Raw genomic sequence first — 14,136 nt, forward strand, 5'->3', positions numbered from 1 at the left:
GACGCCGCCGTGGCAAGCGGCAACAGGCGCAACCGGATCCAGCCGCGTGATCGGAGCGGCGCGGGGCGCAGTCCGACGCCGCCGGCCGGTGCACTACGGCTCGTCTTCGCCGCAGGTAGCGCAAACGGACGGTGACCGTCCTCGGACGCACGACCCCTACATTTGGTGCCGGAGGCAGGGCTCGAACCTGCACTCCCTTGCGGGAAGAGGATTTTAAGTACGAAACGAAAGGGCGGCGAATCAACGTTTATTTGATTCGTCGCCCTGTTCCCATTACGAGAGTTACGAGGAGTGCTCTACAGTCCGAGGGTTATGGACACCCAGGTGGACACCTGAGCTCGAGCAATCGGCGAGCCTACCGTGACAGGTACGAAGACACTCCAGACTCGTCGTCTAGAGCATGTGACAAGGCTGTTACCCGGCGATACTGCGGGACGGAGTATTCTTGACGGGCACAATCGAGCAGTACCTCCTACGTCGCGGCCCAGAGGCAATACTGTGAGTTCAGCGGTCGCAACCCGACCGACCTGGCCGGCACGGAGCAACAGCAATGAGAAACGCATCAGCAGCACTTCACTGGACACTTCTGGTTGCCCTGCTCGCATTTCCCGTCATCGCGTCGGCAAACACTGCGACAGACGATCAAGAGCCGGTTTCCTCCCCTCCCTCCCCGACGATCACGACCGCGGCGCAGACAGCGGCCCAGAATCGGACGCTGACATCCCGGGACGTCTCGGAGTTCCGTGCCCTGCACAACCCGGTCATCTCGGCCGACGGAGCCTGGATGGCGGTGGAGGAGCGTCCGGACCGGGGCGATGGGAACGTTCGCGTGTGGTCGACGGAACGCGACCTCACGTTCTCCATTGAACGCGGGCAGAACCCGCGCATCAGCCGTGACTCGCGTTGGGTGAGCGCTCTGCAGAAGCCGCTGATCGAGGACTCAAAAACTGCCAAGCAGACGAACAAACGTGCGGGCCAGACACTCGTCTTGCTGGACCTGCAGGATGGTTCGCGAAGGACGTTCGACTTCGTCCTGTCCTATGATTTGACCTACTCCTCTACGTACTTGCTCTACTTGCAGTCACCAGAGACAAAGGCTGACGAGGAAGGGCCCTCGAAAGACGAGGCTACGAAGCCAGCCACAAAGGAACGCAAGGTGGGAACGTTGCACCAGGTTCCCATAAACCCAGCTCGCTTAGCTCGAACTTTGCGTCCTTATGTGCCCGGCAAGATGTACACGAAGGAAAACGTCACGCAATTCGCCACTCATGAGACTAACGATCACTTCGCCTATGTGTTTCACGACGAAGAGACAGGTGGCGAAACACTCCACATCGTCAAATGGGGCATCCGCGCGTGGCACAAGGGCGACAAGATCGAAGGTCTCTGCTGGGCCGGTGGAGCCAGCGGCGGTGACGAATCCATCACGCTCGGGTTCCTAGACAGCACGGAAACAACAGGCGAAGACGGGAAACGGCGCCTGAACAGCGCGCTATACATGTGGCAACCGCCCCAATCCGCAGCGGAGCAATTCACGCGGGTGGATACGCCTCAGTGAAACCTCGGCCTCTCGACCAAGAGCGTCTGCGCAAAACGGTTAACCCACGTAAGCCGTAGAGACGATTGGTGCCGGAGCCGAGACTCGAACTCGGATGAGCGTTGGCTCGGGGGATTTTAAGTCCCCTGCGTCTACCAGTTCCGCCACTCCGGCAACAGCGGGATTCTAGCGCGAGTCGGTGACTTGGCGCTGCCTAAATGCCGAAGTCTTCTCGAGAGTCTCTGCGGCGAGAGCGAATCGGTTCGCGTAGACTTCACATTGGATGAACACCAAGAGATCTTTCCTGCGCAGGGGCGCCAGGTTGCTGGGGTGGTCGGTCCTCGCCGTGTTGGTGCTCTTCGGTTGTCAGATCACGCTGCTGGCATTCCCCCAGATCCTGTTCTCCGACAAGACAGAGATCGGCACGGTCGTTCTGCATCACGACGGTCTGACCGAAGAGCGGGCGCTCCACCTCACCACCGAGATCGACAGAAGGCTCAAGGGGAGTCGATTTCATGACCCGACGCGCCGTGACCGGGTATTCGTTTTCCGCGATCGGAACAACTACGAACTCTATCGAAAGCTGGTGTTCTCGAAGGTCGTACCCTCCGGTTTCAACCTGCCGACTCTCGGGAACTCGTACGTCTGCGAAGCCGTCGTGGTTGAGCTGGGTCATGCCACCGGCGGGCAGCCCCGGTTTTCAATCTGGGATGGAGACGTCGCCCATATCGCCGCTCACGAGATCGGTCACCAGTACATCGCCGACCGCATCGGGGCCGGCCGCTGGCGCAGGCTGCCTCACTGGAAGCAGGAAGGCCTCCCGGAATACATCGCCAACATCGGTGACATCCGAGCCGACCCGTCACTGAGCCTGGTGTCTCGAATCGAGATCTTGAAAGACGACACGCGCTGGACCAGAACGCCGGCTGGGCGACGCCCGGGTTGGGACCGTGTGCACTACGAAGCGGGGTTGCTAGTGGAGTTTCTGCTGGATGTCGAGGGACGATCGCTCGAGCAGGTCCTATCCGATCGAGTCACCAGGGACGCTACCTATACCGCCATGATCTCCTGGGCCTCGTCTCAAGAGGACCTGGTCGGAGCCCGGTCCTCCCCCCAATCCTGTTGGGGGTGGGAAACTCAGAGCCCGCGGCGCAGTGCGGGGACGACTTTCAGCACGCCCCCGTCAGTTGCAAACCTGATCCGCGTGATCGTCGGCGCTGACCCCACAGAGACCCGCTGCTGACCAGCTCCTCGAACCGGCCGATGCCTCCCCCGCCGAGCCGGCGGTGCCGTCGCCGTTGACCCAGACGAGCATGAACCAGTAGCTCCCCGGCTGGCTGAACGTCGCACTCCCCGCCGCACCCACGTCGCAACCGGATGCGACAGCGCCCTGATAGCCGCTGAAGTCGTCCAGGTTTCCGTAGACGGCGACGGCGTGGTCCGAGGCGCAGGTTCCGCTATCGAAGACCACGTCCAACTCGTCCACACCGGCACCCTTGCCGACGGTCATCGCGCTCCCCTGCACACCGTCCGCCACGGGAGGCGGTGCGGGAAGTCCGCTACAACTTCCACTGCAGGCGTTGGTCTGCACCAGCATTGACGTCGAGTGGATCTCTGCCAACCCGCCGGCGTTCTCCTCGACCCGGATCTCGTAGGTCCCGGGCCCAAAGCTGTTGTAGACCGCGCTGACATCGTATGGGTTTGCGTCGGCCTGGGCGAAATCCTTGAGGATCGTGGAGCTGCCACCGTTGACCAGCGACACCCGCACGTTGCCTGTCCAGTCTCCCGGAATGGCACCCTCGACCGACATCGTCGCGCCCTCAAGAATTCCGTCGGAGTTGCAGCCACCACCGGACCGTTCGTCAACGACGATGCTGTAGGTCCCCGGCCCGTGGGTCTGGTAGAAACCGAGAACGTCGTAGGGCCTGGCCTCCGCAACGCCCCGAGCCTTGAGCGTGATGCGTGTCGCATTGGGCGCATGGAGAAATACTGCGAGGCAGTCTGTCACGCTCTCACCCGGCGAGGTCAGGCTGCTCCAGTCGACGACGGCGCTGGTGACATTTGCGGTCGATGCGACAAACGGCGGACTCAGCGCACTGACGGTCTCGCCGTTGATGGCCGACAGCGGATCGACGACCTGCGTCGCCATCCCGGACTCGTCGACGGTGCTCCATTCGAACTCGTAGGCCAGGGTCGCCGCATCGACGGGGCCGGGTTGAGCGAACACCGGCGTAAGCGGTGCGGTCTCGACACTATTGGACCCGCTGGCGGGGTTGATCTGCTGCCGGCCCGTCTCACCCGTCCCGACCCCACCGACCTGGACGGCGAACGCATTCGTCTGGTCCGTGTAGGCCTCGAGGCTGTCGGTGATGTTCGTGACATCGAACGAGATGTCCTGAGCACAAACCGGGGCGCTTTCGACCTGGAACCGATAGGTCGCGGTGGCGGTGCCACCCCGCTGCCCGATCGTGCCGAACGCACTGGGGTTGCCCTGAACGGTCGCGAGCACCGTCGAACCTGCACTGACCTCCAGATCGGCAGTCGTGGCGACGGCGTCGCCGATGCCGTCTTTCTTCAGGGTCACGTCGACGTCCCACTGCTCGTCGGACTCGACGATGCCGTTACCGTTGCCGCAGACCTCGGTGAGGTTGCCGGCGGAGTCGAAAACCACGCCACAGCCGATGTCCGGCCTGACCGTTGTATCGCAGGCAAACAGGTTGGCCTCGATCGATACGTTGTCCAGCCCGTAGCCACCCGCCGTGGACAATCCGAGCCCGGCGGTGTGCATCGAACCGACCCGCCAACGGAATCGCACCTGATCACCGCCGCTCAGACCGCTCACGCTACCGCTGACGGTCGTCCAGTTCTGGGTCAGGTCCCCGAGTAGGTTGAACACGCGCTCGCCATTGCCGGGGTCCTCATGGAAACAATCCTGTTGGCTTGGAGGAGACGCGAACGACAGGTCGTCACCGCCGTTACACAGTGGGTTGCAGTAGGTGTTGAAGAAGAGGTTGGAGTCGTACGCGAGCTCCGTGACCTTCATCCAGGGACCGCCGTTTACGTTGTACTGCACGATCGCCCCGTCCAGAGCGAATCGTTGGTTGTTGGAGGCATCCGCATCCGCGAGTTTGTATTCGTGATCGAACCTGACGGTTGCACCGGTTCCCTGCGCGGGAAGTGTTACCGACGCGGAGTCGAGCACGGCGTCGAGATTATCCGAGTACGTCCCCAACGGGAACGGATCCGCAGGGTTCTGCCAGCAGAAGAACCCGCCGCCGCCGTTGCCACCGGAGCCGTTCCAGAACCAGTCGTCGTTGTACGGTCCGCAGGTCAGACCGCCTGCACCGGTGCCGACCACGCCGTCATCGTCGCCGGGCCCGACGGCGTGAGTCCAGCCTGCCGGCTGTGAGCCATCGAAGTTCTCGCTGAGTTCGAGCGTGCTACCGAGATCGTTTAAATCGAGCTCAAAACTGAACGTCTGCGGTTGCGCCGCACCATCGACGCCGTCTCCGGTGATGAAGACGTGGAATTGGACGGTGGGTGGGGTCGACGGGTTCACGCATTCGGCGCTGTCGGCGACCTTGAACGTAAACGGATCGGACCCCAGGTGGTTGGTCCCACTCCCGCCACCCGCTGTGAGCGTCCCGAAAGAGGCCGAACTCTTGGTCACACAATCGACATCGGGATCATCGGTCCAGATGGTCGCCACGACGTTGCTCAGGCTCAGGTCGCCGTCATTGCGGATCGTGAGAGTGAAATCAACGAGCTCATTCGTATCCGGAATACCGTCGGAATCCCCGGAGTTGCCCGAATCGTCAATCGCTGCGACACCCGTGACAACCAACGACTCCTCCGAGCAGAGAAGCGTTGCAACCGCGGACACCGTGTCGACAGGGACGTCGTCGGCGTAGACGGCCTCGATCGAGTCGTTCGGTGTCACGAACAAGACGCCATCGTCGGGCGACGCTCCCCCGTCCAGGGAGTAGGTCAGTTGGGTAACCCAGCGCGGTCCGGCACCCGTCAATGACAGTGTTTCGGTATCTCCGGTCCCGAGGGAACTGACGGTGACCGTGACCGGCCCCGCCGCGTTCCCGTCGAGAACGCTGACCTCGAGGTCACCTCCACCGCATTCGGTGTAACTCAATCGATCGAACGACACCCTTCCGGCAACGTCACCCGTACCGCACACGGTTGTCTGCGCCTCGGCATGAAACTGCTCGTAGACAAAGTTGAGATCGTCGTAGGACATGCCCGCCGTCGCCTCCGCGACGATCGGCGCGCGTTGCAGGAACGCATCCCAGTCCCGCTGCCAGATGGCCCAACGCCACTGGCGCCCGGGGGTCGCCTCGCCGATCACCCCCAGGAGACCGTGACCAAACCAGTTGGCCGGAACATTCTGGGGATCCCAGGGCGTTGCGCTGTCCCAGTCCTGATTCGGCGGGGACCAGAAATTGCCCTGCCAGTACGGGAACCCGTTGATGTCGTTGGTACTCGGGGTAGAGGTGCCCAGATAGTCATCGGTCCACAGGTGCGTCGCGGCGATCCCCGGCTGTGTCGGATCGCCGGTGAACGAGACGTCGGCGCGGAAGAACCACTCCGCGAACTGCCAGGAATAGAACCAGGGATGCCCGTTGGGCGCATTGCCGGTGTTCGCGGGGGTCATGATCGGCGAGTACAGGACGTCGCTGGTGAACGAGGTGAAGTCCTGCGCGAATTGGCCGCAGGAGACGCTGGAGTCGTTTAACGTGTAAGCAAACGTGCCGTTAACGTCGCAGGTCATCTCCGGGTAATCGTCCCGGGTCTCGCTGCCACATCCCTCGCCCCGCGCCCAGGGAGCTGCGACGGAATTGACGGTGACCCCACCGGCTCCGCATGGAGGACTCGTGCAGATATAGCTCTCGACGTAGGTACTGCTCTGGAACCCCTCGTCGGATTCCCCGTTGAAACAGATACTCTCGGCCACGACGTTGTCGTCGGCCTGCAGCACCTGCGTCTGCGTCAGGACCTGCGGGACGTCAAATCCATCGGCGACCGAGGAGAGCGTCAAGATGAAGTCGTTCTGCGACAGGCCGAACGAAACGGCGGCGGGGTCCACGTAGATGTCGAACACCGCGCCCGCCAACTGCCCTGGTGCCAGCGCACCGAGGTTAACGGTGGGGTTCCCGATCGTGATGTGTCCGGACAGCGGACCGCTGATCGTCAGCGTCGCCTCGACGTCGGTGTAGTCCGGCGCCGAGTGTGGGTTGAAGACGCCGTACACGTACTGCACGTACTCTCCGGCGTCGATGTAGTCACGGTAGGCCTCGCCACCCTCGCCACCTTCGCAGCCACCGAGGATAACGTAGCCTCCGCCCTCGAATCCGGTCTGACAGGTCGTCGTGACCTCGCGGCTCTGGTCGGCATGGCCACCGTGGGGGTCGGTGTAGTCGATCGTGACGGTCTCCGCGTTGGCGACCTGGAGCGTCCCGTCCCCCACCGATCCGGGGAGCGTGTCCAGTGCCAGGGAGGCGGTCCACGTCACGCACATCCCGACCGTGCATTCGCTGCCGATCCAACTCTCGGCCGGGATCGTCTCGGAATCGGTCGAGCTGGTGATGATCGTCTGGGCCGCAGCCGTCGCCGCGTCGATCGGGATTCCGTCGCGGACAACGACCTCCATCGTGTCGCGGCAGGCATACGTGCCCTTCCCGCTCTGAATCGCCGAATCGATACTGCAGCTATCGAACTTGTAGCTTCCGATGTGCGTCTTCCATGCGGCGGCTCCACCGTCGGAGTACTCGCCGATGTACCAGAACCGGCAACCGTCCGGGTCCGTGGCCATCCCGGTGTAATCGCCCCAGCGATCGCAGGTCCCCGCGCATCCGACTCCGTCGGTATAGTTGCCGGATCCAGCGACCTGAAGCACCTCGCTCTGCAGCGTTCCCGCCGGATCCCCGGCTTCGCGACCCGTGGCCCAGATCTCGGTGAACGAGGAGAATCCGGATTTGGTGTAGGCGATGGCCATGTTCCCGTTTCGGTCGACGGCCAGATCGGGGTAGTAGCGGAATTCATCCGCCGAACCGAAACCGCCGCCCGCCTGCTGGTCCAGCAGAACCGGTGCGGGACCGCTGACGTCGATCTGGAGCCAGTCGACACACGACTCGGCGTCGCCGCCACCAACGTTGCACATCACGGCGCGGGTGGACCACAGCGAACCGTCCCGATACTCGGCATCCAGCAACTGGCCGCCTGATGTGTCGTTGAAGTTGGTACTTGCGAGGGTATCGCCGGACTCCGGCGCATTCGGCGGCATGCCGAGATACGTGGTGTTGACGTCGCCGTACACGACCGGGTTACTCACGAAGGGGTCGGTCCAACGGTAAACGCGCACCGAGCCGGATCCGTCCTGCGCGGCGAGGATCGGATGCGGTGTCCCCGCTGCGGGCCACTGGCCCGTATGAAACCCGCGAATCCGGGCCGGCTGCGGCGTGCGATAGGCCCCCACACCGAACTCCGCGATCTGGATCGGGTCCCCGTCATACATCGCGGTCTTGTCCACCGCGAACACACGGGAACTGTCGAACGCGCCCGTGCCGTCGTCGAACATGTTTCCGCCGATGTAGACGGCATCCAGCCCGATGGCCATGTGCGGGTAGTCGATACCGGTACCCGGCAACATCTCGTCGGCACGGAAGGAATAGGCATTCCAGATCGTCGCGGGGTCGTGCGACGCCGTGGCAGCCACACACAGGTATGTCGCTGCACCGACGATGTTCATGCCACCCATCACGTAGCGGTCGTTTTCCTCGTCGTAATCGACGAATACGTCGAACGGAGCGTCGCAGTCAGGCACGCGGGCGAAGAAATCGGCAAGCGCGATCTCGTTGATCAGCGGGGTCCCGTTCTTGTCCCACACCCGGTAGCGTTGGTTCACAAGCGCCACCAGGTGACTCGCACCGGCAGTCATGATCGGGTCCGGAGGCACCGACCCGGCACCGGGGATGGCCTCGAACGAATTCTGAAGGAAACCCGGCGCGCGACTGGCCGCGCTGTCGGCGGCCTGGACGCCCGCGGTCTCGGGAGCGATCGCTGCGTCCTCCTTGAGGCGGATGTAGACGTCCCACGGTAGCCCGGTCCGCGGGTCTGCGGACTTGACACGCTCGTCGGTGTGCCTGACGTCCGGATGGCCGGCGGCACTCGGTAGGCCTCGTAGATCCACACTTGTGACGTCGGAGCGTCGTGCACGACGGACCGCCGTCGGGGCGTCGTCGTCTTCGGGAACCCGTCCGCTAGTCGGAGCCGTGCCGACACCTCCGGTCGCTCCCGGGAGCGCCGCGGGAACCATCGACCCACGTTCGGCATGAATCCGCCGCTGTTCGGCCTTCCATGCTTCGAACTCGCGCCACGCCTGGATCGTGTTGGGGCGATAGCCCGGCAACCAGCGGCCGGTCGAATCGACGTCCCCCTCTTGTCGGACGTCGCTCGACGGTTCGTTCCCCATCGTGGCGACCCGACCGGGATCGGCCAGAATGCTCTCCAGTGGGTCGTCGAGGGCGATCCTTTCCAGCGGAGGGTAGGACGTCCGGGATTCCCTAGCGGGCGCGGCGGCGCACGAGGAAACCGTGCCTCCGGCTTCGCTCGCCAGCAACGGCTGTCCCAGCAGCAAGGAGAACGCGATCAGCCAGCAAAGGCGCTTCTGTGTCATCGGTTGCCTTCCACGCAGACCGGTGGCGGCCTGAACACACCCAGGTTGAGAGACCCTCTTTTTTTACGACGGAGCCGCCGGACGCACCATCCGGCGAGACCCTACCCGGAGAGGAAAGAAACCCTACAACTGCCAACTCCGGGGGAAAAGAACCCTCTGTAAGGAAAATCCCGACTGCGCCCCGAAGCGCATCAGGGTAGAACTACGACGGACGTGACGCCTCATCGAACCATCGGAATCGTCGCCGCGGCGCTGCTCCTTACGCCGGTGCTGATCGCTGTCGACTACGACGACGTGGACCTTAGCCGGTTCGGCCATCTGACCAAGACTCGCGAGGGCGGGGTCGTCGCCACGGAAGGCAAGCGGCTTGCGTCGCTGGAAGCCCAGGACCCGTTGCGTCTGGAGTGGGGACGCGCGGCCGAAGAGCATGGCGGAGCGTGGCGAGTCTGGATCGACGAACGGACATCGATGCCCACGCTGGCCCTGGTATCCGATCTGCAGTGGCACCCTGCGCACGAGAGAGCCGACCTGGATCGCCTCGTCGTCCTCGGCGCATCATTTATGGAGAAGAACAGCGCGATCCTCGGCGACTGGGGTGAACAGGCGGTTTTCGATCGAGTGGGATCCGGATCGCTCGCCGGCGATGTTTCGCTGATTCGTTTCGCTCAGATCGTGGATGGCGTTCCGGTTGAGGGCGCCAGGATCGATTTTCACGTCGCCCGCGGGCAACTCGTCGCGTTCGGCGCCGAACGCTGGGCCACGGTTCATATCGACGCGCGACCGCTTCTCGACGCGGACCGGGCGCGAACGCGACTGATCCGGTACGTCCGCCCGTCGGCCGACGACGGTATCGTCGAGACCGCTACGCCTGAACTCCTGATCCTGCCGATTGACGCAGACCCCGAGGACGCCGCTCGCTGGAAAGGCGCCCGTGGAGCAGGCCTGGCGCACCGGCTGGTCTGGCGCCTGCGCTTCAATGACTCCATCGGCATTGCGACCTGGACCGGGGAAGTGGATGCCCACACCGGTGAGATCGTCGCTTTCTATGACGACACCCGATACGAGCGCATCAAGGGTCATATCAACCCGAACAGCGACAACGGGATCTGCATCGATCAGGGCTGCCCCGAGCCGGACTACCCGATGCCGTACGCGGATTACAGCGAGAACGGCGGCGCGGTTCAGTACGCGGACTATTTCGGCCACTACAGTTGTACGACACCCGGGTCGATCATTGAAACGACCCTCGATGGTCCCCACTTCAAGATCGTCGATTCCTGCGGCGTCGTTTCGGCCACGACGACATGCGACGATGAGCTCGACCTGGGTGTCGCCGACGACACCAACTGTGCCGTCGCGACGGGTGCGTCGCCGGGGAATACCGACGGGGCGCGATCGGCTTACTACGCGCTGAACCTGGTCAATCGCAAGGGACGCTTCTGGGTCAACGGCAACTCCTGGCTGGACTCGACCCAGGTGGAGTGCAAGACCAACACCGGCGGCTCCTGCAACGCGGGCTGGGCCAACAACTCGATCAGCATGTTCAACGCCGCGGGTGGCTGTGGAAACACGGCCCAGATTCAGGCGGTCGTGGCGCACGAGTGGGGCCACGGATTCGATGAGAACGACGGCGGCGACTTCGACAACTCCAGCGAGGCCTACGCCGATGTCGTCGCGATGTTCGAGTCCAGGGACTCTTGCATCGGGCCGGGATTCCGTCAGACCGAGACCTGCCCGAACTTCGGCGACACCTGTCTGACGTGCACGGGCGTCCGCGATCAGGATTGGGATGCACGGGTCCTGCACACGCCGGCGACCCCCTCGGGGTTTGTGGGCGCCCTTTGCCCGAGTGGAGGCGGTCCCTGCGGGGGGCAGACGCACTGCGAGAGCTTCGTGCCGGCAGAGTCGGTATTCGACCTGGCGACCCGCGACCTTCCGGCGATGGGAATCGATCCCGAAACCGCCTGGCAGTTGGCAGAGCGGCTCTGGTACCAATCCCGTCCGGGATCGAGCGGCGACATCTTCAACTGCGCGCTACCGTCTTCGGACAGTTGTGGCGTCGGCAGCTGGTATCACCAATTGCGCGTCCAGGACGACGACGACGGCGACCTGACCAACGGGACGCCGCATGCCGCCGCGATCTTCGCCGCGTTCGATCGTCACGATATCGCCTGCGGTCTGGCCGGGGACGCCGAGAATCAGAACACGACTTCCTGCCCGTCGATCGGTGACCCCGATCTGACCTTCACGGCACAAACCAACGCCATCCAGCTCGACTGGAACGCCGTCGGTAGCGCGGATTTCTACCGCGTGTATCGCAACGAGAATGGCTGCCATCGTGGCCAGTACCCGATCGCCGAGGTGGGTTCGGGCTCCACGAGCTATCTCGACACCGAGCCGGCCAATGGCTTCCCTGTCTTCTACCGCGTCCAGGCTGTCGGATCGAACCCCGCCTGCGAGGGACCCGTGTCCGATTGCATCGAAGCGGAGGCGCAACGGCTCGCGGGCCGGCTATCGCTTGACCGATCGACCTATGCTTGCAACCACCTGGTCACACTCGAGGTCACCGACCTCAATCATCCATCAGCGACCCTCAGCGTGTCCGTCCAATCCGACACCGAGGGCAGCCCGGAAACCGTCGTTCTGTCCGAAACCTCCGTTGGATCAGCGCGTTACATCGGGACGATTCCGACCACGCTCGCTCCTGTCGGCGCCGATGGGCTGCTGTCCGTCAACCACGACGATTCGATCGTGGCGAATTACGTCGATCTGGATGACGGCGAGGGCGGAGTGAACGTCATGCAACAGGTCGCCGCGACGGCCGACTGCGTTGGGCCGCTGATCTCACAGGTGCACGAGGATGATGTGTCCGACTTCGACGCGCGCATCGAGTGGACCACCGACAAGCCGGCGGTCTCGAAGGTGCGATTCGGTACGAGCGTGCCGCCCACCACAATGGTGCAGGGCGCCGGGATCTCGCAGGATTCCTCGGTCTGGGTCACCGGGCTCGAGTCCTGTACGACCTATTTCTACGAAGTCGAGAGCACCGACCCGGCCGGTAACACGATCGTCGACGACCGCAACGGAACCTACTTCTCTTTCGAGACGTTGATCGACACCGGCTCGGGAGCTGAACCCTGCAACGAAGGCCGGGTGACGATTGACGTCCCGGAGGCCGCCTGCGGTGTGGCGATCCCGCTGATCGTCGCCGACCCGGGATTGAACGGCGATCCGGCCACGGCCGAGACGGTGATCGTCGGCGTCAGTTCGTCCACCGAATCAATCGCCGAGCCGGTGATCTTGACCGAAACGGGACCGGACACCGGGCGGTTCGAGGGCTCCGTGGCGACACAGGAGGGAATGGCCGTCAGCAGCGACGGACTCGTGCAGGTCATGCATGGCGGCACGATCACGGCGACTTACACCGATATGGACGCGGGGGGCGGTCTTTCGAACCTCGCGGTCGACTTCGTATCCGTCGACTGCAACGGACCCGAGCATCCGACCGTGATGGTGACCGGGATCACCGATAAGGAAGCAACGATCGTCTGGACCACTTCCGAGCCCACGACCGGTGTCGTTGAGTGGGGCCCAACCCCCGCGCTCGGCAACATCATGCCGAGCCCCAGCCTCCGGACCGATCACGCGCAGACGATCGGAACATTCGCAGAGTGCGGCAGAATCTACTTTCGCATTGCATCCACCGACGAGCTGGGTTACATGAGCACGATCGATCTCGACGGCGTGCCGTTTGCGTTCAACGCGGGCACGGTCGGTGGGGTCGTCTACCGGGACAACTTCGAGTCCGATGCCGGATGGTCGCTGGGATCGGAATGGGAAATCGGCGCACCGCAGGGGCTGGGAAGCGCACCGGGCGATCCGTCGGTCGCCTTCGCGGGTAGCGGGGTCCTCGGCCATGACCTCAGCGGGCTGGGCGCACATCCCGGCGACTACGAGCCGCAGGCCACGACCACGGCAACCAGCCCGGTCTACGACCTGTCGGCCGTGAGCAGCGTCGAACTGCAGTTCCACCGCTGGCTCAACATCCTCACCGGGACGTTGTGTCAAGTCCAGGCGTGGAACGGCGGCTCGTGGGTCAACGTCTGGACCTGCCCGACCACCGGTGGGCTGACCGAGTCCGACTGGAACTTCCAGTCGCTGGATGTCACGACACTCGCCGCCGGGAACCCGGACTTTCAGGTGCGGCTCCGCAATCAGGCGGTCATCGCCTCGTCGTTCGCCGCCGGCTGGAACATCGACCAGATGATCCTGCGGGACTCGACACAGTTGCCGTTCGAGGGTTGCGTGGACTGCGGTGGCGCCCCGGCGTTCGGGGGTGTTGAAGGGGCGACGGACGACGATCGCTGTGCGGACTCGGGGATCACGCTGTCATGGCGGCCGGCTCCGGCGTGGGGAACGGGCAGTTCGGGAACCTACGCGGTCTACCGCAGCACGGTGGACGACTTTACTCCGGGTCCGGGCAATCTGATCGCCTCTGGGATACCGGGGACGAGTTGGACCGATCCCGCGCCGTCGGCCGACGTCCCGCTCCATTACATCGTGCGGGCGGAAAGCGACGAGACCTGTTCGGCGGGACCGAACAACGGCGGCACGCTGGATGACAACCTGGTACGCGTCGTCGGGACAAACGAGACCGGTCAGACCCTCGCGGGTCCGGTCGGAGACAGCCTTCGCCTGGACACCGGCAACCGAATCCATGCGTTGCTCTCCTGGCAAGCCGGGCCGAATGCCGCGGTGCACCACGTCTATCGATCGAACGCACCCGGCGACGATTTCCGCCAGGTCGCATCGGTCCCGGGAGCAGAGTACGAAGACAGCTGGACGCTTCCGGACAGCTCCGACTGGTACTACCTGGTTGTGGCGGCGGATGCCTGCGGGAACGAGGGCCCTTAGC

4 protein-coding genes and 1 tRNA gene are annotated in these 14,136 nt (G+C 63.8%); 3 read left to right on the forward strand and 2 right to left on the reverse strand.

Annotated features, from left to right (window positions below; genetic code table 11):
* The first annotated feature begins 550 nt into the window (after window positions 1-550).
* Window positions 551-1,558: a hypothetical protein gene (locus OES25_06955; protein MDH3627381.1), complete on the forward strand. Its 1,008-nt coding sequence runs from the start codon at window positions 551-553 to the stop codon at window positions 1,556-1,558.
* A gap of 66 nt (window positions 1,559-1,624) precedes the next feature.
* On the opposite strand, the gene OES25_06960 is transcribed toward OES25_06955, so the two are convergent.
* Window positions 1,625-1,711 (reverse strand) — tRNA-Leu (locus OES25_06960).
* A 109-nt stretch (window positions 1,712-1,820) separates the two neighbouring features.
* On the opposite strand from OES25_06960, the gene OES25_06965 reads away from it, so the two are divergent.
* Complete coding sequence (locus OES25_06965; GenBank protein MDH3627382.1) at window positions 1,821-2,780, forward strand: hypothetical protein; 960 nt, start codon at window positions 1,821-1,823, stop codon at window positions 2,778-2,780.
* Here the strand turns inward: OES25_06965 and OES25_06970 are convergent.
* The gene (locus OES25_06970) at window positions 2,721-9,221 is read right to left on the reverse strand and encodes a hypothetical protein (GenBank protein MDH3627383.1); all 6,501 of its coding nucleotides are present in this window, start codon (window positions 9,219-9,221) and stop codon (window positions 2,721-2,723) included. The genes OES25_06965 and OES25_06970 overlap by 60 nt on opposite strands.
* A 213-nt stretch (window positions 9,222-9,434) precedes the next feature.
* Here OES25_06970 and OES25_06975 point away from each other — a divergent pair, with 213 nt between their 5' ends.
* The gene (locus tag OES25_06975; protein ID MDH3627384.1) at window positions 9,435-14,135 is read left to right on the forward strand and encodes a hypothetical protein; all 4,701 of its coding nucleotides are present in this window, start codon (window positions 9,435-9,437) and stop codon (window positions 14,133-14,135) included.
* Window position 14,136 lies beyond the last annotated feature (1 nt).

Source organism: Acidobacteriota bacterium (assembly GCA_029861955.1).
GTDB lineage: Bacteria > Acidobacteriota > Polarisedimenticolia > Polarisedimenticolales > Polarisedimenticolaceae > JAOTYK01.